Below are 25,322 nucleotides of genomic sequence, written 5' to 3'. Positions count from 1 at the left end.
TGAGTTAAGACTTTAGTAAAAGTTATCTCAACGATAATTACTGCTTTAATTAAAGTTCAAAATCGGGCAGCCGCCGAAAAACGGACGGATCTGCCCCGTTAACTCAGTATCGGAGGGCGGTAAAGGGAAGCTGGGTAACGACTTAACAGCAAATTATTCCCCAGGCTGATTTTAGCTGAGTTGATAAACAACTCACCAATAGTTGATGTTTCAGAGGTAAGCGCTGCACTAACGCAACTGCCCATGGGGCAACAGCAGGTATTCTGACAATCATCTGGTGCCATAGTTTCATGGCTGTGGGACGCTAAATGCTGCTCATGCCCGCTTTGCATACTCATGGCTTGTCCATCAGGCATGCTCAGCTCGGCAGATCTTTGCGGGGCAGGTTCATGCATAGTACAAGGCTCGGCATTATACGCCAGCGCCTGACCGGTAAAGGCCAGCAGCATAAAGAGCGTGATAATTATCTTACCTTGCTTAAAAAACATTTAATCCCCTAATAAGGTGTAAGCTTGTTACCGTACCGGTTTAAAAGAAAACTTCAAGGCTCTTTTTCACCGGCCGCACATACAAGTAGCTAGCGAGTTTGCTGATAATAGCCGACTTGTTTATTTTCAGGGAACTAGTATATACGCCATAACGTATTTAGCTGTTATATTATTTTCGCCATATGTTGCACAATTTAAACTTTTTGGCCCTGGCTCATCGGTCCTAATCCGGCTATCAGATGTGGCTATCGACGATGAAAAAAAGAGAGCCGGGGGGAAAAGCTGCTGCCCATTACATACTGCGAGTCTCATATTGAAAAAGCAACAGCCCCGCGGATTAGACGGACGCATCTGAAGAAGATTTAAATGCACCCGATTGAACTCAGTAGCATGACAAGCGGCTTTATTATTCAGATAAGTAGCACTAAATTGCCGGGCTCCTAAATAAAACGCTATTTCAGCTCCCAGACTTCCCAGCTTTCCAGCTGATATTGCTGTGCCAGCTTCAAGGCTTGTTGTTGGTGCTGCCTGGCCAGTTCGGGTTTATTCATGGCCTGATAATAAACGCTCATTTGCTTATGCCAGCCGGGCAAGGTTTCGCCGTCGGCTTTCACTCTTGCCAAAAGCTGTGCGACACGCTCAAAATCTTTTCTTTTATTAAAGCCATTGGCCAGCTGAATCGTTACCCCGGTGAGGGATTCTGGAAACTGCTTGCCTATTGCCTGTAAGGCACCGTCAACCTGATCCAACTGTTTTGACCAGAACATGTATTTGGCAAATTGATAGGCATGCAGCCATTCAAACCTGAATCCGGCCCAGTTTTTCTGCTGCTCCTTAAAATGCGCCAAGACCTGATGATAATCGCCTATGGCCAGCATGTCGGTACCGTCAATAGCATAATCAGGGGCAAGAAATTGCAGGCCGTCATAAAGGGCGGGTAAGGCGGTGGTGAAATGATTTTCTTCCGGGTAGTGCTTATATTGCCATTTCAGGGCAGCAGGTGCCGACTGTTCAAAAACCTCGACCACTTTATCAACCCCCATGCCCTCTTCCCTGGCCAGGGAAATAAACACAGGTGCAGTCAGCTTACCTTGTTTAAGCAAAGGCTCTAGCTTGCCCGGTAAACTGTTGCCGTCAAACCAGGCGCTGGGGCTCATCGCCAAAAAGGCATTAAAAGGCGTATCCGGCTGCATCATGCTGTACAGGGTAAACAAGCCCCCCAGTGAATAACCCGACAAGGCTTTTTGACCCTTAGTGCGGAATTGGCTGTCGATTAACGGCACCAACTCCTGTTTAAGGTACGCATGAAACTGCTCGGCACCGCCAAATGCTTCATCTTTGGGGTCGGGCCAGGTCGTGGTTTTAAGATAGTCATCACTGCCCTGATTGGCGATACCGATCACTATCAAGGGCGGTAACTTGCCCATACGGGCCAGGTTTTTCACCACGGCGGAGACATGCTGAAACTGAAAGTCGGCATCTATCACATACAAACTGGCGTAGTGGCGGTTACTCATATGGTAGCGTTCCGGCAGGGACACCATATAGCGCCGGTCTTGAGCAAGCAGCTTGGAAGAGTGCTGGTATTGATAGCCGCTGATTATCGGCTGTGTCTGTAAAGCTTGTTCACTTGCCGCCAGCTTTGAGAACAAGACGCTCAAAAAGGCGAATATTAAGGTTATTATTTTTATCATAAAATGCCCGGGTTTTAGGTGATGTTAACTTGTGGTTATACGTTATCAGAACCGATATTTAATGCAGTATCTGGCGGCTTAAACTCGGTGAAATCTTGATGAATTAAAGTGAAGAAACGGTGAAGACATATAAAATTCAGGCACTTAAGCCAATTCCTCCAGGGTTTTCCCTAATACCTTAAGAACTGGAGGGACTATCGCCAGAGGCAAAGACTACAGGGTAAGCCGGAATAAACCCGGTTTCTCAACCGGGCTTATCAACATAAGCTTTAAAGTGATACCTTATCGCCAGATATTTCCGCCAAAACTAGTAGTTAGCTAAGGGCAACATTTTCTTTTAACAGCGATTCGATCGAAATGTGATAGGGGAGTTCAGTGTTTAAATGATGCCATGCACTCGGCACTTTTGTATGCTCCAGCCCCAGGCGGGAATTTAGTCCGCCAAACCAGTCAATACCGCCGAGGAACTGGTAGACATTGGTAAATTGCGGAGGAAAATTGGTCACGGCTCCTAATGACACGATACGCAATGCGTCGTAATACCTGTGACCAGTGTCGGCAAATTTTTTGGCTAATTTCTCTAAAGCATAATCTATCAACAGGTTGCCTTTGCTGTGTCCGACAATAAGCGATAGATCGATGGATTTGGCTGCCAATATTTCATTTAATGCCCCAATATCGGTATTTTTTCCATCATGCTCTGTAGCCTGCGGTACAGCTTGCAGCATTGACTGGAAAAATGGATTCGCAGTAAACATTGAACTGAAGTCTCCCATCGACTCTCTCATTTTAAGCCGGTGTTTATCAGCCGCACCATAGAAAAACCAGCCACCCAAGGCTTCTGAAATCAGATCGGCGGCGCCGTATCCGGAAACAATACCCGCCACTGCAATGTTGTAGGTATTTGCGACATTACGTGCCAGAGATGCGGTGCCAATAACCGAGCTGCCAACACCGGCAACCACCAAGGCTTTTACCTCACGGGGAGCAGCCTTGATAAAGTCGGCAGCTGTGGCAAACTCCAGTATTTCTTTGTTTGCTGCTTTAGGCGATACCACAATAATTGAGCCTTCGTGATTTTCCATGGGTGACAGGTTCTTTTTCTCTTCTGCTGAGAGTGAACCTATGTCATAAAATAAAAAATCAAAAATTTCATTCCTTTTTTTGATACCGGGTAGTGCAGGCGCGGTAAGCGTTGTGTTTATATCATTCATTGTATTCTCCTCCATTGAGATGTTCATTTAGTGAGTAAATAAAGTATGAGCTCTTGCTTAACCGGCACTGAATGGCAGCTGCTGACATAGATACAAACAAGAGCTTCACAGGTCTTTAAAATAACTATGTACTGTGATGGCTGATGTCCCGGCTAACCCCGGCGCGATAACGGGCAAAGTCCGGAGTGATATCCACGGTTTTAGGATCTTTATTGCCGTAAGCAAAAAGCCTTAAAAAAGAGTGAGCTGTGGCGTAAAGATCAGCAATAAAGCAAGCGATAAAAATAACAAAAAGGGAATGGGCCACAGTAATACAGTCCTTGTATATAAAATGAGCACAAGTTTTATACTAAATTTTGCACCGCTTTTAAAGTGAAGAGTGTGAAAATAACAATAAAGTAACAATGGCAGCTATATTTTCCATCCCGCCAATAAAGTTAACGGCAAAAACATGCCAAAAAAAGTGCTGCACCAACTTCAGGTGCAGCAGCCTGGTTGATGCCTTATCGCTTATCTGCCGAGTCAGGTAAAACCTGGGCGGGTTGGATCACTAATTGCCTCCCAAGAGCAGTTACCGTGATCTTTTCACCGATAGTAAAACCGGCCTGCTTCAACCATTTCCCCCTCAGGACAATACAAGGCTCCAGCTTGACCGGCACATAATTAACACCTATGCCCCTGGGCTTAAGACTTGTTTGGCAAGCGGTTTCCAGCACCGTGAGCTGGCGGCTGGTGGGATATTTTGCTTTTGCCGGGCGTGGCTCTGACGTATGATGATATTCAGCCATGACGGACTCCTAGTGTAGTTCGTTTTGGTTAGCACCTCCTGAGTGGTTGATGCACTCAGGGGGTGCGGCTTATGTTACAGGGGTTGCTGTAAGCACTCATAAGCAAAGACTAGAAAGATGGATAAATCAACAGTAGCCTGGTGTTTTATTTTGTTGGTAATTTGGAAAGTGGCCCTTAAGGTTTACAACTAGCGAACACCATCTAATAGGTTGAAAAGTAAAGCTTTACAACGGGTCATTTAATTGGTCAAGGCTCAATAAAAACCTGATTGCTAATTAAAGGGGATTAGATTGCTCTGGCCTTAATTCTTGCCAAGATCGGCAGTTACCATCAATATTTTTACGCAAAAGATAAGGCATATCTTGTAGATATAAATAAAGACATAAACCTTTTTCCTACTCTAAATCAAAGAACAAGTAAGCAGTAAAAATAATCAGCAAAAATATAGCCGACGTAATGACAAAGAAATAAGCAAGGTAACGATCTTTTTTTCGAGTAAAACGCAACACTGCATCATCATCAACAAATGACATGGGTGCTATTGAGTTACGTACAATAGTTATTGCATAAAATCCGTACCTAAGCCCCATAGTTGAATCCCACCCAGGGGGTAGCTTCCCCTCTTTCTTCATTTCCCTTTCAATGTGTTTTCCTGATATTCTGATAAAACAAAAAGTAGCAATAGCCATTGCAAACAGTGATAAAGCAAAAGAAATGGCAAACCCTAGCTCAGTTGTGATTTCAATCATTCATAAAACCTCAAATTAGAACAAACGATTCCAATTAATATTTGCACTAGCATCATAAAATATTCCGGCAAAAAATTGTCCCGCCGAATCACCGGCTTTAGCTGAAAAATATCCCAGGGCTACTGCCGAACCTATGACAATACACCAACCCACCAGATTCCTTATTTAGTGTTTTTAATATCCTATTCTCGCTGTACTCTTTTGCCTTTAACACCAAAGGAGCTATTTCAACACGATGAAATTCCGACAAGGCAACAAGCAGCTCGCTGCCAAAGGCCTGATTCATATTTGCAATATTGCGCCTGGTTTCCGCAGGTAGGTTATTCAACTGTGTAAAGGTACTGGATAGATCAGGCCTCAGCTCTTGCCAGGGACGAGGGTTCTCGCCAGCCTCGTTCGGAAAATATAAGGCGTCCCCGGTGGAATAACGGTATTTTTGATATGCGGATTATCTCGGTGAAAACAGGCAATCTCATCGGGGTTATTGTGATCACACGGTAATGCAAAGGCATTGGCATTATTGTCCGGAAAGCAGATATCTATCGCTTTTTCTTGAACTGAGGGGCTGGTCATTTTAAATCCTTTTAAAATTAACGTGAGCGTTTAACTGTAGCCAAAAACAGGCGGAGAAGCATCTATAATCACGCAATAGTGAACTGACTTTTTTAATATGATACTTTATTACTCACAAGGCCCATTCTTCTGTTGAGTTTTTCCAGGCTTTAAAAATAAAGTTTCATACTGAAAATGGCATGTATGTCTTCGTATTCGAATAAAAATTCCAAACTAGGACGCATATAAAAAATAAACCAGGCAACCTACAACCATCAACACAATCGTAGAAATCACCAAAAACAACGCTAAAAATCTGTCTTTTTTACGGGCATGGCGCAACACAGCTTCATCATCAACAAATGACATGGGCCCTATGGAGTTACGAACAATAGTTATGGCATAAAGCCCATATCTGAATCCCATAGTTGAATCCCACCCCGGCGGTACCTTTCCTTCCTTCTTCATTTCCCGTTCGATATGCTTACCGGAAATCCGGATAAAACAAAAAGTAGCAATCCCCGCCACAAAAATTGATAGTGCAAAAATGATGGCAAACAATAGCTCTGTAGTAATCTCAATCATGCTAAAGCCTCAAATTAAAACAAGCGGTTCCATTTGATACTTGCACTGGCATCATAAAACAACCCGGCGAGCCACTGGCCAGCCGTATCACCTCCTTTAGCAGCCAAATACCCCAAAGCCAGGCCCGAACCGATAACTACACACCATCCCACAGGTGTTGCCAATAAAGCAACATTAAGAGCACTAATCGCTGCGGTACCTGCAGCACCACCGGCATATGCACCTGCAGTTCCCAAAAAGCCGGCAGTTCCTAATCCCGTAGTCTCAACAACAGCCCGTCTTTGCCAATCTAGTCCCGACATCTGATCTACATGCACATTGCCAACTCTAACTCCAATATCAAGTATCAACAGCCCTGGACCGGCCAACTTCCCCACCATGCCAAATTCCTTAACCCTTTGCATTTCTTTAGCGTTTGATAATTGAATAGGAGTAGCTGTTCGACCGCTCTTGGCAATAGCTATGGCACGATCCGGATTGCTCCATACAGTACCTCTGGCACTTGCCCTGGCATTGCCCATATATTTAGTCAGCTCAGCCTGAAAGTTATATTTCATTTCACGCAACAACTCTCTAGCGGTCTGCTCTAATTTATATAGCTCCAGCTTGGGGATTTTAGCCTGATAGCCTTTACGTACTTCTTCCAGTGCACGCTGACTCTCCAGAACCGCCTTATTAAAGTTGGTTAAACGATTATCCAATGCCCCTACACCGGCTCCAACCAAACCGCCAGACTCCTTATTCACTGTTTTCCATACCTTATCCTTTGCGTATTCTTTAGTTCTTAACACCAAAGGAGCAATTTCAACACGATGGAATTCAGACAAGGCAACCAATAATTCACTGCCAAAGGACTTGTTCATATTGGCAATATTACGTCTGGTTTCGGCATCCAGATTATTCAGCCGGGTAAAGGTATCAGAGAGATCAGGCCTCAACTCCTGCCAGGGCTGGGGATTTTCACCGAACTCCCTTCGAAGAATATACGGTGTACCTGGAGGAATAACAGTGCTTTTAATATGTGGATTATCTTTTCGAAAGCAGGCAATTTCGTCAGGGTTATTAGGATCGCACGGCAATGCAAAGGCATTGTTTTCCGGAAAGCAAATCTCTATAGCTTTTTCTTGAACAGAAGGGCTGGTCATTTTAAATCCTTTTAAAACTAACGTTGAGCGTTTAACTATAGCCAAAGACAGACGGAGAAACATCTATAATCACACAATAGTAAACTGACTTTTTTCGATGCCATAAAAAACGCCCTGCTTTACTCATATTTTGAGTAAAGCAGGGCGTTTTCAGTATGATACTTTATTACTCACCCACAAGTAATGTAGGAGAACAATAAAGTCCTTTACTCAATTCCTCTATAACACCTATTAAGTGACTATAAAATTCAGAGCTTTAAAAAATAAAGAGCTTTACTATAAAGCCAAGATACAATTCCAACCTAAAAATTTAAACAATAAAGTTCTTTACACAACTCACAATATCAATGAAACACTAAATAACTAGATCTTCAATACTTGAGAGTCCCACTTATTTACCCGGGCCATCAATTGGTTACCTCGAGATATTAGATCAGAAATATCTTCTAATGGAAGTGAAAAGCGCAAAGCAAGTTTTAATTCCTTTATTAATTCACTCGTTTCAAAGACTAAAGTCGATAGCGTAGTATATGCGACATTAATATTACCTAATTTTGGAGAAGTTATTCTTGATGTATGTTTCGCAAGCAGGCTTCCGCAGCTTGCGATTAATGTTATAGCAGCAGCCAAAATGTGTGGTGTTTCATTTGCAAGGTTAATAGTTCCCAGAACTGAAGAACTTCCCACAAGCACTAATATTTCGCTCCCAGTACGAATACGATTAACCCAAGTTATCCTTTGTGCAGCCTTGCGAGAACCTATCTTCACTGCATTGATAGCTCTCTCCAGGGTATGTAGCATAATATTTGCCTTAGCCTTAATAAACTCAGAAGAATAATCCTCTGAACCGGCAATTATTCCAGGCTTCAACTCCTCAGATAGTTCCGGGTAGCTTTCTCGGAACTTGCTAAGATGTTCTGGTTGTATGAGTTCTAAAAAATTAACAGCTTCATTTATAGGGGTCAGTATACTAGGAGAATTTTTCATTAATTACCTTGTCTCACCAGTAAGTTTTTCCAATATTATTTTGAGACGTTCACTTTCGGTTAGCTCTTGTCCTGCTACCATTTTAGTCGGCTTCGAGAAATTTATTTTGCTCCCCCTCCCAAGAAGATAAGCAGCCCCCACTTGTATTCTTTTACTTACAGAACCTTTAATTCTAGAAAAAATGGAAACTTTGGCAATAGCTTCTGGAGACTTTGATAAAAACGTTTCACCAGCAACAAACATTAGATCAGGACTAGTAAGGTTTTCGAAAAACTCTGCATAGTTTTTCGAAGATGAAAAAGCTGCCTCTAAATTAGATACAGCATCTACAGTGTTAAATTTTTTCACTACACCACTACCAGTTGTAGCCAAATCAACATTTTTTGCTGTTTCACATCCAAGCGCGATCAGTTGCACGTTGTTCTTTTTTGCTAAAGTATGTAAGTCAGCAACATCATAATCAAAGACCATGTTCCCTGCTTCATCCCTAGTGACAAACTTTTTGCCTTCAACATGCCCAACTACAATAAGCGTTTTTCCACGGCTATCCTTGATTTGATTTCTCAGAGCGACTTTAGTTTCTAATCCGTCAGGTTGCTTAACATTTTTAGACAGAAATTTACTCTCTTTAAATGCCCTAGCAGTAGCAGAATCTTTTACCAAACTTACGATATTAACATTTTTAGAATTAAATAATTTAGACCTTAATTGAGCAACTAATGTCTTTAAAAAATGAGGAGGAAAAACAAAAAAACAACACCCAAGTGCTCGACCGGTTAGCAATGTTTTCCTGCCTAGAGTGCGATCAATCTTTACTATTTCACTCAACTGCTTTCCAGTTTTACCATCAACCGCGATTAGATTCTTGGCTCTTCCAAAATCAATCTTAGAAGTACCATCTGAATTTAATACGCTTTGGTCAACATAAATGGTAGAGTTTTCTTCATAGGCTTTTTCCAAACGGCCTATTATACTTGAATCTTTATCAAGTATTTCCTGTGTTATGGCAATGTTATTGTACGCACGTTGTGCATCATAAATATCTTCTCTACCAATCTTAGTAGGGTGTTCAAATCCTGGTGTAATGTAATTTGAGTGGTACCATGGCCCATTTTCAGTCAACTCAATGTATAGACTTACGTCTTTTAAATTTGATGTCGTAGACCTAATAAATTTTTCACCGCGAATTTGTGATTCATTAAAACCATTTAAGCCAGGCAAACGGCACACGGTTGCATGTGCTATTCCGCAGAAAATAAAAAACAATAAAACTCTAATAAACAGTTTTGATATAGCCATGGTGAGGAACCTCTCTAGTTTTTAGGCTATTTTTCAAATTGGTTTAAGTAATGATAGAAGACTATGCTCCCTCAATCTCAATATTAATTTAGGTTTTATTTATTATTTGATTAAACTTAAACGATACCACCATATTCATTCAACAAAGCTAAGTAGACTATAGATTAATAATTTGCAATTATTTGAGTTGTTTTACCTAATCCCAAATATCAAAAAATTTATAGCTCGATAGACACTATGAAAGAAAACGTGAACGCTCTCGACCGGCGTTGTCGCTGGTGCCATGTAGGTCCAATTCCGAAGGACGCGGTTATATGCCTCCATTGTGGCCACCACCAATCATGGTTTGGCGTTATAACAGCAACGGGTATGCCAGCGATTTTAGGGCTGATAGTTGCAATCGCTGCTGCTCTTATCGCACTGTATCAAGCCTCAGAATCGACTGTGGAACGAAGAAAAGCCGAAACAGCGGTAACTAGAGCTAACGCAGCGGTCTTCGCGGCGCAAACGGCTGTAGACCTCGCGAACAAAAATCTAGGTCGCATCTCACTGAACCAGATAGCGATGGGCACGCGGAGCGTAAGAGAATCATCTGCTTATCTGATTAACTTAGGGTGCGGAGCTGAAAACACGAGTGTTGGATGCACTCCCTACTTAAACGACCTCTACTCATTCTACCTTCGTGCCTTGTACACATATCTTGAGAGCAGAGAGCTTATGACAAAGGAAGATAAGCATGAGGCAGATAGACAACTCTGTTGGATGCAACCTGCAATCTCACCATATAGGGATCGCTTCGAGCCGACAGATTTAAAAACAGCGCAACCAAACTGGGAAGAGCTGTGTAAGCGGTTTCAATAGCTCCAAGGACTCAAAACGGTTATTATCTAACAAAGCCATAGACTTCCATTAAAAAACAACCATATTTTGTATAATTCTTAAAATCTAGTGATCAAAATCAGTTGACCGCTTCAAACCCTATTAATTAAATAAATTACAACTTTTGTTTTTGTTCGTTTAGTTACTGTAATATCCACAAAAAAGTAAAACTTTACTATGTAAATAATCCTCAAATTAATCATCTAAATTAAAACAATAAAGTTCTTTATTAAAAGCTAATCGGATCACAGGCCCATTCATACATTGTCTTACGCTTACTTGTTTTTGAAATCATTTTTTCAAAAAAATATTTCTTCCAAATTGCATCATTATCCACAACTATTCCCCTCCAGCTAGGTAATTTGAATTGTTGTTTCAAAGTTGTATCGAATTGATCCATTAAAAAGTTGATAACCTGTACTACATCTAGTGGGAATGAGGGAATTCGAGGCAGATCAATAGAATTGATTAATTGGTATTCCGAGCTTCCTTTTTGTTCATCTTGAATATTTCCACCATATTGAACATGTGATATTGGCCGATCCTTACTAGTTTGACTTGAATCTATATCAAAATGAAAACGCCTTATTATATACTTATTTCCAGCTTTCATTACGCCTGTAGCATTCTTTTCACAAACTTTTGTATCCTCATGGGGCCTTATAATAAGGCAAGCAGATATACTTTGATTTACAATACCTTGCTCATTAAATTCGATTTTACCGCCTATAGATAAAAAAGAATCTGTATCTACTCCACATTTTACCGAGTTTAATAACGGTATTTCAAAGCTTGGTAAGTCCACCTTCACTTTTTTGCTTTTAGTTGCGGCCTGGAGAACTTGCTGATTAGTTTTTATTTCACTAAGAGTTTTTACAAGAGCTTGACTAACACGTGTATCCGCTGATAAAAATTTAAAAAAGTTACATAAATTTTTTTTATAGGCTTCGTAAAAAAAATCCTTCTTTGCCAAAATAACTCCTAATCATCCAAATATAAAACAGGATTAAACCCAGCTAGATCGACCTGATCTTCTGCAGCAACGGTGCAGCTCCAATGAGCTGCATATTTCGTATTTCCTTCGGTTTCATCTCTATCAAATGCCGTACACTCAGGGGTGTTTTCTTGACATAAAGCACATTTTGATAAAAATTTTTCTTCAACATTTAGCTTTTTAGGAACAACTTTCCAAGGATATGAAATATAATCCTCATCAGCTAAAGAAACCGCAAAATCGAAAACAGCTTGGCTCCACCATTTTTTTTCATTCGTTTTCGCAAAAATCCCCTTATATTCACATGCCATTAAATCGCTTTCATATTCTTTACGAAAGTTTGTTTTAAAATATTCATAATCAAGGCCAAATAAAACAGCAACCTCCAACTCATCAATTAAAGGTCCGCTTTTAAGTAAGAATATTTGATTTATCCATTTAGCAAACCTTATAAAACTGCGTTCCTTATCTAAGACTTGTGAAGAATTATTATCTAAGTTGTTTGATAGACCTTTTCTAAACTCAATTGGTAAAGCCACTTTAAAGGCATCTTTACATTCATTAGGTACCATCAAAAATTCACATATTTTTTCAAAAGAATTTAAATTTCGAGCTTCTTTTAAAAGTTGTTGATGATCTTCACAGTCATAGGCCAATAAATCTCTTCCTTTTTCTGAAGTAAGGAAACTATGAGAAAACATTTTATCGTAATGTTCACCCATGGAGATATCATCTGTTAGAATTTGACTGATTAAATACACAGGGGTATTGGGAAGTTTTTCTTTAAACAAGCTAGTTAATGAATATCCATTTGAGTGACATGATACATTGTTTCTATTTGGTTCATGGCTCAACTTATAGTCAACAATAATTAATGCATACTTATCTTCAATAAGTCCTTTATCAAGATCTTCAATTGCGTCTACAGGATGATATTCTGTAACATTAAAACGCTCATCATAATTAATGTTAGCGATTAAACCTTTTCTATTTCCGTTGACTTCATCGTCAACAAACAAAATATTAAATTTCTTATTCATATTATTTCCACGCTAGGGGAGTATAACTTCCACACAAGTTTTCCACCCATCAGAAGGCTTTATAAACTTCACCCTTCCTCCATTATCTTGTACCATTCCTTTAACAATGTTCAATCCTAAACCTGTACCTCGTCCAAGAACTGATAATTCATCCGTGCCTACTTTATCAAATAGCTCATTATACATTTCACCTGTTGGATCAGTTACTAGTGGTAAAAACACATCATCCCATTTATCTTCAGGTAGCCCTATCCCCTTGTCCTCAACCCTCATAACAAGATTATTTTTTCGAAAAGCTGTAATTCTAATCTCTCGTGTCCCTTTCGCTAAAACAACTTTTATCGCATTTGATACAAGATTAACCACTATTGAATAAAACGCAGCATCTGAAATTTCTTGAGTTTTTAATAATGCATCGATACCTTTAGTATCAATTTTAATATTACTGCTGCTTGTAACAAATTCAAATCCAGCACACACCTTTTCAATCGCTTGCGCAACTTTGATTCTCTTAGTTTTGATTTTATGCGTTGATGCAAACACACCAATTAAATTTTCTAGTGACAAGAACCGTTGACGAGTAAGTCTCATTGATTTGGCTATTTCTGAAAGCCAACGAGTATCGTTTTTACTATTTTTAGAGATCCATTGCTCTATATTCCCTGCATCTGTATCCAGATTTGAAACTAAACTTTTAAATTCATGTGCAAAAACAAAAAATAAAGGCCCTGATGACGCAATGGCGCGTAACAAGGTTAACTCATTTTTATTTGCATTAAATTCTGTTGTTATTATTTTACTTGCGACTTCAAGTAATTCTGAATCTTTATTTGTTGCAACTGACTGATCACTAGCTCTTTCAGGTGCAATATCTTCTAAATAAGACTTATTACTAGTTTCTCTATTGAATTTTGCTTCATTCAATAAGAGCGTCATCGCTTTATCAAATTGCTCTTTTTTATTATCAATAGAAAGCGGAGGTTTTGGTATTACACCTCCTGGTTCTTCATCATAAATGATTTTATTTTCAGCAACCTCCGAATTGTTACTACCCAATTTGTCATCAAAATCTTTTCTTAGCTGCTCTAATTCATGCTCACTAAAAAGCACTTTAAAATATGAATATTGGACCGTCATCCATTCAACAATATAACGCAAAAGTTTAGACAGCATCAAAGAAGCTTCATTTTCAACGAAACCTTCCCTATTGAGTTTAATTTCAAAGGCAGGGTTGATGTTAGTATCTATGTATACAGCTCCAACAATGTTAGCATTCCTAAATAAATCAAGAATAACCCTACTTTTATCTAACCCATAACTTGATGCTATTTTCCCTAATTCATTATTGTCTATTTTGGCTTTACGACGACCTACATCGCGGTCTAACCCTAACCAATCATCCCCTTCCTGCCCATACGGGTAAACTCTAAAACCTTCACTATATACTTTTATACCGGGGTGTGTGTCCTCAATTATTTTCATTTGCTTAGAATTCATTAATTGAGGGTTTCTCTGATATGCTTTCACATGCGGTAGGCAACTTACATCAAATTCAGCATGTTTTAAAATAGGAAATTGTTCATGTAAAGTATGTTCTTTCTTTCCTATTAGCTTTCCATCAAAAAATAATTTTACAGTACCATCTTCAGCGACACTACCTTTGACGCGCCCCCAACTAGCATCTAGAACTTTTTCCGACAGTTTATAGTTACCACTTTCAAATTCATCTGCACTTACTAAAATTTCAAAACCAGGATCTTCTTCAAAGTCTTCTCGTCGAACAGGCGATGAGATTGAAAGAGATGCCAATTGTCTTTGCAAACTGTTGTAACTAATTTGGTTCCATTTTTGCTTTAAATTGATAAGAGTTATCGTTGTGCCTATTGTTACATTTGACTTCTCGGTAAAGTAGTATTCCGATTTACATTTAATCTCAATTAAATCTTTACCTAATTTAAAATCCTCCCACTCAATATCAAGAGTAGTGACTTGCGCAATATTCGGATCATCTGTAATAGCAACGGTTTTAAGATTCACCGCCGCGGCTAATTTTTGACAAGCGAACCGACCAATACCTTTGCTGCCGCTTTTTTTTCTACCATATATCAAAGATACGGGACTTGTTTCTTTATTAGATGTTGATACCCTCATCCAACAATCTCGGACTTCTTCCCACAACATCCCCGTACCAAGATCTTTTACAACAATTGTACCGTTCCCTTCTCGAACATTGTTAAATTTAATTTCTACATTTTCCGAGTCTGCGTCATATGAATTTTTAATTAATTCACCTAAAGCCAGGTAATTTTTTGTAACTAACTTTTCACCTAATTCTGAGATCAAACGCCCATCGACTGAAAAATTAAGTTTTTCCTTTATTATCTTATCCAGCATATATCTTCCTGATGATCTACATTAATTTTAAAGCTTAACTTTCATATCTATCTTTTCTTAAAACAATAACTGCATCACTAAACTTTTTAAAATCAATAGCAAAGTGCTCTGTTAATAATTCATCAACGATAGTCGTTGCATTTGTAATCAGGCCCCGAGAAAGTAAATCATTAACTTCTTTTGAAATAGATAACAAAGGCTCTAATAGCTCATTGTTGTATATTATGCTTAACTGTTTTGCTGCTGAAGGCTCTAACTTTAAAACCCCCGAACCATATGAACGGCCGACTATTTCAGCAGAAAAACGTGTGTAACTTGATAACATTGAAATAGCTAATGCTTTCTTTTTTCTAAAGCTAATACCACCATTAAAAAACACACGATGTATTGTATTAGTGCAGTTTATTTTCGCTGAATTAATAACTAAACGAGGACCTGAATCAATCATATAGGAAAGAAACGCATCTGGTATCTGCTCATCATCAGGGTAAAACCAAAATTTTCGTTTAGGGAATGTTCTGTTAGTTTTTCTATTTACCCGGTCAATTGTAGCTAGATAATTTCGAACAGATGTATGTTTTTCTTGTATATCAGAAGGACACACCAAAAGACATCTTTCATCCTCAGAGATGAGTTTTTCATGACTCCTTTTATCATGAATAATCCCTGAAAGATGTTTAAATTTAGAAATAACGGGCCTTATATCTTGAGCAGATAAACCAAGATTGCTTGATGTTGAAGGTTTAATAACAAACTTGTCATTCGCACCAGTCACCATACCAATAACAATTTTACTAATATCACCTAAATTAACAGAATTTTGTTTTAATAACTCAGACGTCGCTAAAACATCTTCATTAACTAAATTTAATTTATGATTAGCTATCTGGTCTTTTTCTAAAATTTCTTTATTGTTAAGAATAACACTCAATTCATTAACACTTTTAGCGACGTAAAGGCCTGTTAAGTTATGATCAATTATTTCTTGAGAAAAGCCTTCCGCGGCTAGTATTACAGAAACTTCTTCGGTACCTTCAGTTTTGAAAAAACGTTGATTTAGCTTAATTAGCTTAATATTAGAAAAATGCTTCTTATATATTTCAATTAAAGCTTTAGCATAATGTGTATGTAAGAGACTACTTGGTAAAACCCATATCATCCGTCCATTATCTCGAATAAAGCTCAAGCTATGAAGCAAGAAAAACCCCCAAAGACTTGCATTACGCCCAATAGTTTTATCAGCGAAAGGTGAAGAATGAAGTACTTTAAAACACCTTTCTCGCTGTTCAGGAGTCATATTATGAAGTGATACATATGGAGGATTCCCTAAAAGTACATCAAATTTTTTGACTGAAAATTCTTTACCATTAACACCAATAAAATCTTTTTTTATAAATCGTTTAGTTACAACGATAGGTCCAAATATATCATGTAAATAATCGAAAGCTTTATCATCGATATCTACTCCAAATAATTTAGTGAAAGGCCTTTTGGTCCCTAATTTCTCCAACCTGCTTTTACAACTTTCTAAAAAACCGCAACCACCGAAGCTAGGTTCGAGAACAGTTTCTCTTGATGAGCGTATAGCCCAATCAACAAGAACCTTTGTTAACTCAGGAGGAGTATAATATGCACCAAGCTCCCGTTTTTTTATTGCGCAATGAGGACTCATAAAATCATTTTAAATTAAATATATACAACAAACTTATATCGATGAATAGTAGTAAACTCAAGTTCTTTCTGTTATCGATAAACAATAAGCCTAAAAATACTTGTATCGATAACATTAACTTATAAATAAGATTAATTTTCTACAGATAAAAAATGGTTTGAAACTAATTTCAATATAAGACCCGTGATTGTCTGATCTTTAAATAGTGAGTTAGTAAATAAAAAACCTTTGTTCATTTTACCAAATAACAATTTACTACTTTCTTTTGATTGAGAAATTATCTTCATATCAAGATCTATACGACCATTTTTCACAATTTTTTCACGATCTCTGGCCCATAAAGTCTTAGTTTCAGAGACTTCATTATCATCCACAACAAAATATATTCTTTGAGAAGTAAAAATTAACCAACACTGTTGCGATTGACTTTTAAATACAAGCAAAGAACTGGCCAAAGCCAAATTTTCATTTCTCTCATTGAATTGAGGAAATGTACTCACAGATTCAATAATGTCTGACGCAGCTTTAAAATCGGAGCGACCAAGTAAAAAGTTTAAATTACCCATTTGTATTTACTCCTAAATCTATTTTTTCAGTGGATAACTCACTATTTGCTGTTGATAATAAGCGCGGAAGCACCAATGGCCATGATGTTCCAACCACAACACAAGCTATTCTATTAATCTCGAAAATACCAATAGCTGCGCCTAAAAATCCCCCAATACCAGCACCAACCCCCCATAAAAGAAAAACTAAAAGCCCCTTCCAGCCAGGATAGGATAATTTCAAGAAACTATTTTTATTTAAAGTTTTAACGACCAAAGCGTCCAGGATGACAACTAGCGTACCGAAAAATGAGGATGTTATTGAAAAAACTAGAATTGCGTACTCAGGTTTACCCTTATATTCCCCTTCAGTGCCAAAAGCTAGCACAAAAATCGCGTCTAAAAATTCCATAAACAACCATATTCCATAAATTAACGCACCGAGTTTAGCGGGTAATTCTACATGCAAACACGCTCAGTTAACATCCTTCTGTGCTATTTAACCCTATCTTATAAGAAATACTCTATTTTTACTGTTCTGAAGCTAATTTAATAGCAATATATTACTATTATTTACTGTGCTCCCAACATCCAACTTTTAACCCTTTGCGCCCACTTATTGACAGAGTCAGGATCCAGTAATCCTTTGTTTTCAGATGGAGTTTGGGGGTGTGAAATGCTCTTATGTCCCTTATCACCACAAATGAGATTTAAAAATTCAGTAGGCCAGCTGAGAGAGCTTTTCATCAATTTTTGCTCTAATTCAATTAGCTGTTCACTCCATTTAGCCGGCTTATTTACAACTAACAATTTAGTAGACAATGATTTGCTGTCATCAGAGGTATCAACTTCAAGCATATGATACTGTCTATCGTTACAAATAACTGTTACAACAGACAAACAGCGGGGAGAACCGTCTGTTTTTAGGATATGTCTGCCAGATCGTCCTACTTTTGGTAACTTTTTAATTTGATTGGAGGTAATTTTACAACCACACTCCGATTCAAGTAATTCTAACATGCGTTGAAAGCAGCTAAATTTATTTGCATACAGGTGCGCGTCATCCGAGTTATCTTCGGCAATATCCCAATCAGCTTGCGGACGATTACCGCCAGTATCTCCCTCTTCTGTACTTACGTCCTTGCCTGCTTCATTTGCTTCATCATCTTTACGGCCACTTGAGCCTTTTTGTTTCTTCTTGTAGATCTTGGTTGTAGCAAAGGGATTATCAAACTCAACACCCACCACTGGCGCATACAATTGTGTGTGGTCAGTATTTGAGTTGGCATCTTCACCATCCTGGACATTATGTTCTTCGGGCCGCTCATTTATAGGGCCACTACCGCCAGAACCTTCCCCACGAACATATTCCCTAAATTTAGGGCTATAAAACTCAACTTTTCTGGGTACCTTATGGGTGATATTAGAAATGGTAGTAATCTCATAGACGAACACACTATTACTTTCCCTATCAAATTTTCCCCTGAGCACAAATTTAGCATTAGACAATTGGGGCGGTTCAAATTGAAAGTCCCAATGCCGGTAACCGTTCATTTCTTTTCCATACAGCTTTTGATAACGACCTATGGATTCATAAGATCTACGTGCATCAGGATCAATCAATATCCAGCTTAACACCCTCCTGGCAGCATAATTATCAAACGATTTTTGGGTGTAACCTGACGATTGCAATACATTTACTGTCGTTGTATCAGATATATCATCAGAAACAATATCAAACTCAATACCCAGCGCATCGGGTTCCAAAGCAGTTCGAGCCAAGTAAGCATCATGAAAGAACAAGGCTCTGCCCAACTCTAATTGCGGCAAATAAACACTTATACCTTTCTTTGATTTAAAAGAAAAACAGAGCTGGCTAGATTCACGGTAGCTTAGCTTAATATCTTTTAAAGCAGGACAGTCACCATTACTACAAACTTCCCAAGAGTCAGTATTTTCAATATCTATATGCAATTCATAACCGGCACTTTTTGTCGCTACCGTCGGATTAAGCACCCGCTTTCTTGCCAAAACTGGCAACTGAGAAACGGATAAAGATTTTTTATTTTGATAAGGCCAAAGCTCCAGATTAACTCCCCATAGGGGGCCATCAACGCGGCGGAAAAAAGAGCCTATGGATAAAATAGTTGTATTGTCTTTAAGGGTGTCAAATCGAATGCCTTGCAAATTATATCTCCATTATCTTAGTAAGAAAATCCTTGGTACCACGTCTTAATCGCTCTTCACTCAATCCAGATAATCTTAATATTTTCCAACGTTTTAAGTCAATCAGTGAGATTTTCAATTGCGCAACTGTTTTTGTTAGTCTCCTGATCTGATATTCAGTTGTACTTTCACAATAACGCATAAAGAACTGATTACATAACGGTAACTTATAAAGGTTTTTTTCAATTGTTGCCGGTGATTTCACCTGCTTAAGATACCAATTCCGTGTCATTTTTGGGGTATTTAAAAACATCTCATAGCAATTACGCAGCGTAACTAACTCACGAACAGTTAAAATATCTTTTTGCTGCCAGTTAATCCGCTTATTTATGGGTTTAGGATAAATACGATACCGTCTATTAAATTTCAGCAACCAAGCTTTATCATGCCGGTATAGCCAGGCATAGGTAGCTCCACCTTGCTTATTCTGCCTTGCCGGCTTAACACCAAATTGCTTAACCAACAGCTCCCAACGTTGCTGATATTCTTGCCTTAACTCAATACTCACATCATTAGTTACTGGCGCCACATGATGCTCACGTTCACTTTTTTGATTACAAACATCACCCAGCACATCATTAATATCCCAGGGGGAAGATAATAATGACTGAAGTACAACAATATGCTCAAGATAACTAAATGATTTTCTGTGCTTTCTAAATATTCCCTTTAACCAACAGCTTTCAGATTTTTCGACGCTAAGCCCATGTTCAACTAACCATTTTTTAGACCAACAAAACAAAACTCTTTCAACAATATTTTCATATTTAATGAATTGCCCTCGGCAACAATCATTTTGCTCTGCTAGATAGCGATAATATGCTGACCATTGCTCTAAATCCGCAGACTTAACCGGCGGCCTGTCTAATAACCTTTCAACTTGGTTTGTAACTATTTGGGATTCAGCTGATGATTCACCTTGTTTACTATCTGGACAATTTTCAGGGTAAGGGGCAACAAACTGATGCCGGTGATGGCCATGCCGTTCAACAGCCGCCTCTTTCAATTGACCATGCAAAAGACAACAATCAGCACCACTTATTTGCCAGAGCCTTCTCCAGAAATATTCACCATATTGTTCTTGTTGCAATCGCACACATTGAGGACAATATCTCAATGATAATGTTTGCTTTATTCTTGAAGCAGCAACGCCTAATGCTAAGTGAATTGCACCTTGTGATGTATCGGCCATCAAGCGCAAACATTCAAGTCTTCGTTTTTCCGACACAAAAGGGGCGTACAAGGGGAAAAGTGTATGTTTATAAGCTAGGTACTCAACATCACAGTAATAGCAATCAGTGTAATGCTTGGCAATCATAGATAAGTGATTTGGCAGATCAGTCGTAGCAATTACTTTTCGATTATTAAATACATCATCGAGTAGCTGCTTAGGACTTGTAATGCCGAAGTGCACACCATATCGGGCAACAACGCTATAAAGCAATTCATCCCGATATGGCATGGGAAAATTTAGCAAGGCTAGCCAATATCCTTAAGCCAATTTTCCACATCAAAAATTCCTTTTGACTGCTTCAATAAATCATAAACACTCGCATCCTGGGCAGCTTGCGAGTGTAGGAACCGAAGATCTTCCGTGTCCAAAGTACACCAATCTTTTTGTCTAATTAACTTAGACTTTTCTTTCATCGGTTTTTTTTCTTTTCCCAGTGAATCATACCAGTCTAAAACAATCGGCATTAACTTTCGTGTTGTAAGATCAGGGTAGAGTTTGAATGCCTTTTCTACCAAAGGCTGAATCAAATCGGATTTACATTCCATCTCGATGAGAAGATTATGTAACCGTTGCGCATGTTGGTTTCCGGCATAAGGCAATTCATGCTGTTTCTTCTCGTCAAAGGCATCATCAATCCGGGCACTTAAATCAAGTATTTTCTGATCAATATCAGGCATGCACAAATCAGAATACTGTGTTATCAGATCAGGATCGCCAGACCTTAAAGCGGCCAGCATAGGGTGTACCGGCTTTAACTCATCTTCATAAACTTGTTTAAGCAGCTTGACGGTTATACGTTCTGTCCTGGTAAAAATGGCTCTTATCTGAGCAAGTACAAATAATTTAATGACAATATCTAAAACTCCCTGAGATAAGTCATACCAACAATTACGCACTTCATCTGACAAGACTTCATCTCTTTGCTTCAGCCATTGATACCTCCAAAGCTTATCGGTAAAAGCAATCCATTCAGTCTTCATAAGTTTACCGGATTTGGGATCTTTACGGGGTGACTCCGCTTTCATCGGCTCCCAGAACAAGGCACCAAAGCCAGCACCACGCCTTGCTGAACGTAGATCTAATTCAAATATAGGCCGCGCTTTAGGCGTTCCCACCATGATCACCGGTAATCCAATCACATTGACCAAAGTAACGAAAAAATTCAGCATTTTTTCTGTGCCACCAGAGCTACTTTTGCTCAGGTGCTGTATTTCATCAATAATTAAAACACCAATCGCATGGACATTAGCTATTTGGCTCATCAACGGCAATAAAGTTTCAATACTGTGCCTTTTTTGCGCATACTTTTTTTCATAATTAGTCTGTAATAAACAGTCTATCGCTCGAAAAAAATGATGGCACATGCTCTTTAACGAACCATCGTGCGGACAATCCAGCTTTAAATAAACAATTTGGGTAAAATTCAATTTCTCGTGATATAGCACTTGAGGATATGTTGCCAGCAAGCGTGTCAGCGTTGAGCTTTTACCACATCCTGAACAACCAATAATGGATAAACTACGAGCCGTTGATTTTGCATGTTCAAATCTAAAAACCTCAAGATCGCCGGTTTGAACCCGCTCATATCCGTTTTGCATATGCTCATTTAATGAACCATCTTCAGGGTTTCTGCCAACATATCCCTGGCGGATCATGATTGATAACTTTGATTCCAACTGTAAGTGATTGGCCAGGGGCTGGAAAAAGTCATCTAATAATTGAGCAATTAAATGCATTCTTTTGTTAGCGTCCCAATGCGCTTCTTCAGGATTAAAATCAACTTTACCGGTTAGTCCTTCACGTATCTTCGACGTAGACATAATAGGAGTCAGGGCTTCAATAAAAGGGTTGCCCCTGTATTTAGGAATCCCCGGGGCACGGTAGATTGCTTTTCTGATATTCCTTGGCAAACTCACCTACTCATCCTCATCAAATAATTCATCGATATGATCCGGAAAGGAATAATCTTCTTCCTGATCTGCCAAAGAAATAACATCCGCTAATTCATCCTGCTTAGTTTTAACCGGGTAAAAAGCTGTTTGCTGTCGCTCTTCCTTCTTGGCTTTTGTTCTGTGGTCAATTATCCCTTGTGTACGTTGTGCGTTTGATAGCTCACCAGTATCTGGCATTTCTTTTTTAGCCTGCTTAATTTTCTCGTCAATCAAGCGCTCAAGCTCTCTTTTTCGAGTATCTGCTTCTAGTTTGCTGGCAGCAACAACTTTATTTTGCTCATCTTTTATTTGCCAAACATCCCAGAATGAACACCCATCAAACTCCCGACACCTTTGAGTTAAATCACACACCCAGTATTCCACACTGTTCTTTTTGGGGAATAAATAAATGTGATTTGCTGTTCTGGGGTCGTATGCGGCTTCTAATGATTTAGGCCTTGAAACATCTTTGGAACGGTGCATCCACCCTTGTTTAACTATTTCAGCACAAGTGTAATAAACACCAAAAATACAAATACCCAAATCTGAAACTGTTGCTTTAGTTCTAGGCAATAAAGCAATAGTTGCAGCTTCTTCAGATACGGCTCTAAGCTTTCCAGTTCTGTGTTGTAACCCCCAGTTCCATAAAGAAAGTGGCGTCATCAGCAATTCCGTAGGCATATCAATATCACGATCATATTTAGTCATGACATGAAAGCGATTATGGTACAAAACAGAAGCCAGAATAATTTCGGTAAATTCATGAATAGTCAGCGTAGCTTCCAAGCGGTAGTCTTTATCCCCTTGCTTTTTCACTTTGGTGCCTGTAACAATACCAGGTGCGTAAGCTTTAAATATTGCCTGGTGGGTTTTAAAGCTGCGTTCAACTATCCCCTTGGCCTCACCACGATAGGGCGGAGTATTTTCAATACGAACAGAAAAGCTACGTTCTAAAGATTCTATTTGATGCCCTAATAACTCACCTCTATCAGCCAAAATAGCATCAGGCAGGCCAACAACAGGCCAATCTTCAAACTCAATATCAAAGCCATATTTTTTACAGTAAGCGACTTTATCAGTTAAAGCATGGGTTAAGGCCTGCATTGCCGTTACATAGGAAGGGCTTTCAACACCAACATAAAACCCCGCCACCATTCGACTGAAAACATCTATCACCATATATATTACCGGGCGGCCGACAATATTCCGTCTTTCACTATTAGAAACTACGTATATATCTACGATAGTGGCATCAATTTCAAAACGAGAACCTGGTCCTAAAACATTTGTATTGGCGGTGCCGGCTAACGGGCGAATATCTTTAGCAAACTCAATACTCGATGCGCGCTTTTGAATAACTTCTACTTGCTTATATTCTCGTTGATAAAAATGCTGCATTTGCCTTTGTGTTGGGACTTCTTCCTTAGCTGTATCAGGATAATAAGTTTCATAAATATCTCTAAACCTTCGGTAAGCAAACGGCAGATTATTTTTTTTATCTGTCAGCAGATACTTCTCAATAACACGGCGAAATAAGCGCTCCGTATGTTCATTTATAATAGCGCCAACCCCTGCCAAGTTTGTTCTAGGGCGCCCTAGCTTGTTTTCTTTAGCCTGACGTTTCCTTCCTTTTGCTCCTGAGTTTTTATAATCGGGCAACAGTGCATTGGCCGTCTGGCCCCTTTGCCAATAACGTCGTAATAATTTATATAATGTAGGCTTACTGGATTTTTTCTCGGAAAGAATCTGATTAACTCGTTCGGCACGAACTTCCGGATAAATAGCTTGCTGATCACAAATCAGGGATTGAATTAAAGCCAGATTCTTTTCTCTCTTTTGCCAAGCGATACTTTCTTCGTCAGGATTTTCAAAAGCAAGATATGCGTAAGGGTCTACTTTTCGTTGTAACGTTTCATCTTCTATTGCACCATATAATTCAGCTTGGTTAACAAATGAAGGGAATGCTCGCTCATCCTCTAAAGGTATCCAGACTACCTCTTCAGCAAAAACCGCTAATACTCGGTAAAGCACCTTATTAAGCTCTAAAACTTCATTGATTAGAAACACTGATAACCTCCTGTATTAACTTTACATTCCCAATAGTAAGGTCAGAAGCTTTTAACTTTTTAAAGGGAGTAAATATATCGAACTTAAAATAGCGTTTAGCCATTAGTTGTCGCAGTTCTAACAGAGATTCCCCCATTTCCATGCTATAGGCCATATCCAGTTTACGAGCCACATCAATGATTTTTTGATTACTATTTTCCTTCATCATATGCTGATAGAAATCAATGCGCTCAACTAAAATGTTATCGTCAATTTCATCGCCTTGTGCCGGATATAACCAGTTTATATTTTGAAAAACTATTGGAGGTATCTCTTTTTCGGTCACGATTTTCCAAGGTACTGATTTACTTTGCCAATAACGCCGCTCAAGTTCTAACTTTTCAACAGTTCTAGCATCTTGTAAGTCTTTGGCATATTTAGCTTGTAATGAAAACTTGGGGCAGGAAGGGTCACTTGTATCAACCAAAAAATCTGATGACATAATCTGATCTATGTCCTGAACTTGAGGGTGTTTAAGGCCAGCTTCCTTTGCCAGAGTTCGGGTATCCTCAAGTCGCAGAGGGAATTGCTCTCGAATATCTAACGTTTCAGTACGCCATTCAAGAATCAGAAATACCGCCAACTCTAAATCTGACAGTAAATGATGCGTTCTTAAACTTTTGTGGCCAAAAATTCGTTGCGAACGCCCACGGGATGCCAAATCACGAACGGTTAACCAGGGTAGGTAATTTTCTCCATGACCGGCCCCCCGACCTTCCTTTATCCATTTGGCATTTTTTACTTCAGTATTGAAGTATTTTTTTGCAGCCATAAAAAAACCACCCAAACATTGCTCATT

Annotated in this window: 22 protein-coding genes; all 22 read right to left on the bottom strand. The window is 39.0% G+C overall.

Annotated features, from left to right (window positions below; translation table 11 throughout):
- Nucleotides 1-98 precede the first annotated feature (98 nt).
- The 22 genes from QL234_RS17570 to QL234_RS17465 all read right to left on the bottom strand — a co-directional run bounded on the left by QL234_RS17570 (nucleotide 99) and on the right by QL234_RS17465 (nucleotide 25,295).
- On the bottom strand, nucleotides 99-488 hold the full coding sequence (locus QL234_RS17570) for a hypothetical protein (protein WP_281559108.1): 390 nt from the start codon (nucleotides 486-488) through the stop codon (nucleotides 99-101).
- Between the two features lie 452 nt (nucleotides 489-940).
- Nucleotides 941-2,182 (bottom strand): alpha/beta hydrolase-fold protein, encoded by a 1,242-nt coding sequence (locus tag QL234_RS17565; protein ID WP_281559107.1) that lies wholly within the window; start codon nucleotides 2,180-2,182, stop codon nucleotides 941-943.
- A 314-nt stretch (nucleotides 2,183-2,496) separates the two neighbouring features.
- Entirely contained in the window at nucleotides 2,497-3,396 is a 900-nt protein-coding gene (locus QL234_RS17560; RefSeq protein WP_281559106.1) for a hypothetical protein, read from the bottom strand.
- Between the two features lie 124 nt (nucleotides 3,397-3,520).
- Nucleotides 3,521-3,703 (bottom strand): hypothetical protein, encoded by a 183-nt coding sequence (locus QL234_RS17555; RefSeq protein ID WP_281559105.1) that lies wholly within the window; start codon nucleotides 3,701-3,703, stop codon nucleotides 3,521-3,523.
- A gap of 196 nt (nucleotides 3,704-3,899) precedes the next feature.
- Nucleotides 3,900-4,184 (bottom strand): SymE family type I addiction module toxin, encoded by a 285-nt coding sequence (locus tag QL234_RS17550; protein WP_281559104.1) that lies wholly within the window; start codon nucleotides 4,182-4,184, stop codon nucleotides 3,900-3,902.
- Nucleotides 4,185-4,580: 396 nt separating this feature from the next.
- Complete coding sequence (locus tag QL234_RS17545; protein ID WP_281559103.1) at nucleotides 4,581-4,934, bottom strand: hypothetical protein; 354 nt, start codon at nucleotides 4,932-4,934, stop codon at nucleotides 4,581-4,583.
- Nucleotides 4,935-5,291: 357 nt separating this feature from the next.
- The gene (locus QL234_RS17540) at nucleotides 5,292-5,507 is read right to left on the bottom strand and encodes a hypothetical protein (RefSeq protein WP_281559102.1); all 216 of its coding nucleotides are present in this window, start codon (nucleotides 5,505-5,507) and stop codon (nucleotides 5,292-5,294) included.
- 213 nt (nucleotides 5,508-5,720) lie between these two features.
- A complete protein-coding gene (locus QL234_RS17535) occupies nucleotides 5,721-6,071 on the bottom strand; it encodes a hypothetical protein (RefSeq protein ID WP_044842614.1) in 351 nt (116 codons plus the stop codon).
- A gap of 14 nt (nucleotides 6,072-6,085) precedes the next feature.
- Entirely contained in the window at nucleotides 6,086-7,216 is a 1,131-nt protein-coding gene (locus QL234_RS17530) for a hypothetical protein (protein WP_281559101.1), read from the bottom strand.
- Between the two features lie 363 nt (nucleotides 7,217-7,579).
- Complete coding sequence (locus QL234_RS17525; protein WP_281559100.1) at nucleotides 7,580-8,203, bottom strand: hypothetical protein; 624 nt, start codon at nucleotides 8,201-8,203, stop codon at nucleotides 7,580-7,582.
- 3 nt (nucleotides 8,204-8,206) lie between these two features.
- Nucleotides 8,207-9,502 (bottom strand): hypothetical protein, encoded by a 1,296-nt coding sequence (locus tag QL234_RS17520; RefSeq protein WP_281559099.1) that lies wholly within the window; start codon nucleotides 9,500-9,502, stop codon nucleotides 8,207-8,209.
- 1,108 nt (nucleotides 9,503-10,610) lie between these two features.
- Complete coding sequence (locus QL234_RS17515) at nucleotides 10,611-11,354, bottom strand: hypothetical protein (RefSeq protein ID WP_281559098.1); 744 nt, start codon at nucleotides 11,352-11,354, stop codon at nucleotides 10,611-10,613.
- Between the two features lie 8 nt (nucleotides 11,355-11,362).
- The gene (locus QL234_RS17510; RefSeq protein ID WP_281559097.1) at nucleotides 11,363-12,415 is read right to left on the bottom strand and encodes a response regulator; all 1,053 of its coding nucleotides are present in this window, start codon (nucleotides 12,413-12,415) and stop codon (nucleotides 11,363-11,365) included.
- Nucleotides 12,416-12,427: 12 nt separating this feature from the next.
- Nucleotides 12,428-14,809, bottom strand: coding sequence for an ATP-binding protein (locus QL234_RS17505; protein WP_281559096.1), 2,382 nt, complete (start codon nucleotides 14,807-14,809; stop codon nucleotides 12,428-12,430).
- Between the two features lie 34 nt (nucleotides 14,810-14,843).
- Nucleotides 14,844-16,481, bottom strand: a complete 1,638-nt coding sequence (locus QL234_RS17500) for an N-6 DNA methylase (protein ID WP_281559095.1) — start codon at nucleotides 16,479-16,481, stop codon at nucleotides 14,844-14,846.
- A gap of 131 nt (nucleotides 16,482-16,612) precedes the next feature.
- Nucleotides 16,613-17,047, bottom strand: coding sequence for a hypothetical protein (locus QL234_RS17495; RefSeq protein ID WP_281559094.1), 435 nt, complete (start codon nucleotides 17,045-17,047; stop codon nucleotides 16,613-16,615).
- Nucleotides 17,040-17,438: a hypothetical protein gene (locus QL234_RS17490; protein ID WP_281559093.1), complete on the bottom strand. Its 399-nt coding sequence runs from the start codon at nucleotides 17,436-17,438 to the stop codon at nucleotides 17,040-17,042. The genes QL234_RS17495 and QL234_RS17490 overlap by 8 nt, the downstream gene beginning before the upstream one ends.
- Nucleotides 17,439-17,599: 161 nt before the next feature.
- Nucleotides 17,600-19,213 (bottom strand): Tn7-like element transposition protein TnsE, encoded by a 1,614-nt coding sequence (locus QL234_RS17485; RefSeq protein WP_281559092.1) that lies wholly within the window; start codon nucleotides 19,211-19,213, stop codon nucleotides 17,600-17,602.
- A gap of 1 nt (nucleotide 19,214) precedes the next feature.
- On the bottom strand, nucleotides 19,215-20,729 hold the full coding sequence (locus tag QL234_RS17480; RefSeq protein WP_281559091.1) for a TnsD family Tn7-like transposition protein: 1,515 nt from the start codon (nucleotides 20,727-20,729) through the stop codon (nucleotides 19,215-19,217).
- A 2-nt stretch (nucleotides 20,730-20,731) separates the two neighbouring features.
- Complete coding sequence (locus QL234_RS17475) at nucleotides 20,732-22,402, bottom strand: AAA family ATPase (protein WP_281559090.1); 1,671 nt, start codon at nucleotides 22,400-22,402, stop codon at nucleotides 20,732-20,734.
- A complete protein-coding gene (locus tag QL234_RS17470) occupies nucleotides 22,403-24,484 on the bottom strand; it encodes a Mu transposase C-terminal domain-containing protein (protein ID WP_281559089.1) in 2,082 nt (693 codons plus the stop codon). It lies immediately after the preceding gene.
- Complete coding sequence (locus tag QL234_RS17465) at nucleotides 24,468-25,295, bottom strand: TnsA endonuclease C-terminal domain-containing protein (RefSeq protein WP_281559088.1); 828 nt, start codon at nucleotides 25,293-25,295, stop codon at nucleotides 24,468-24,470. The genes QL234_RS17470 and QL234_RS17465 overlap by 17 nt, the downstream gene beginning before the upstream one ends.
- Nucleotides 25,296-25,322: the final 27 nt, after the last annotated feature.

Origin of the sequence: Thalassomonas sp. RHCl1 (assembly GCF_947387555.1) — a bacterium.
In the GTDB taxonomy this organism is placed as follows: domain Bacteria; phylum Pseudomonadota; class Gammaproteobacteria; order Enterobacterales; family Alteromonadaceae; genus Thalassomonas.
Note: the sequence above shows the minus strand (reverse complement) of the source record. Positions and strands in the feature narration are given on the sequence as shown.

Excerpts from the sequence above, each read along its gene's own strand:
- QL234_RS17570 (WP_281559108.1), bottom strand. The coding sequence starts at position 488 with ATGTTTTTTAAGCAAGGTAAGATAATTATCACGCTCTTTATGCTGCTG.
- QL234_RS17565 (WP_281559107.1), bottom strand. The coding sequence starts at position 2,182 with ATGATAAAAATAATAACCTTAATATTCGCCTTTTTGAGCGTCTTGTTC.
- QL234_RS17560 (WP_281559106.1), bottom strand. The coding sequence starts at position 3,396 with ATGAATGATATAAACACAACGCTTACCGCGCCTGCACTACCCGGTATC.
- QL234_RS17550 (WP_281559104.1), bottom strand. The coding sequence starts at position 4,184 with ATGGCTGAATATCATCATACGTCAGAGCCACGCCCGGCAAAAGCAAAA.
- QL234_RS17545 (WP_281559103.1), bottom strand. The coding sequence starts at position 4,934 with ATGATTGAAATCACAACTGAGCTAGGGTTTGCCATTTCTTTTGCTTTA.
- QL234_RS17540 (WP_281559102.1), bottom strand. The coding sequence starts at position 5,507 with ATGACCAGCCCCTCAGTTCAAGAAAAAGCGATAGATATCTGCTTTCCG.
- QL234_RS17535 (WP_044842614.1), bottom strand. The coding sequence starts at position 6,071 with ATGATTGAGATTACTACAGAGCTATTGTTTGCCATCATTTTTGCACTA.
- QL234_RS17530 (WP_281559101.1), bottom strand. The coding sequence starts at position 7,216 with ATGACCAGCCCTTCTGTTCAAGAAAAAGCTATAGAGATTTGCTTTCCG.
- QL234_RS17525 (WP_281559100.1), bottom strand. The coding sequence starts at position 8,203 with ATGAAAAATTCTCCTAGTATACTGACCCCTATAAATGAAGCTGTTAAT.
- QL234_RS17520 (WP_281559099.1), bottom strand. The coding sequence starts at position 9,502 with ATGGCTATATCAAAACTGTTTATTAGAGTTTTATTGTTTTTTATTTTC.
- QL234_RS17510 (WP_281559097.1), bottom strand. The coding sequence starts at position 12,415 with ATGAATAAGAAATTTAATATTTTGTTTGTTGACGATGAAGTCAACGGA.
- QL234_RS17505 (WP_281559096.1), bottom strand. The coding sequence starts at position 14,809 with ATGCTGGATAAGATAATAAAGGAAAAACTTAATTTTTCAGTCGATGGG.
- QL234_RS17500 (WP_281559095.1), bottom strand. The coding sequence starts at position 16,481 with ATGAGTCCTCATTGCGCAATAAAAAAACGGGAGCTTGGTGCATATTAT.
- QL234_RS17495 (WP_281559094.1), bottom strand. The coding sequence starts at position 17,047 with ATGGGTAATTTAAACTTTTTACTTGGTCGCTCCGATTTTAAAGCTGCG.
- QL234_RS17490 (WP_281559093.1), bottom strand. The coding sequence starts at position 17,438 with ATGGAATTTTTAGACGCGATTTTTGTGCTAGCTTTTGGCACTGAAGGG.
- QL234_RS17465 (WP_281559088.1), bottom strand. The coding sequence starts at position 25,295 with ATGGCTGCAAAAAAATACTTCAATACTGAAGTAAAAAATGCCAAATGG.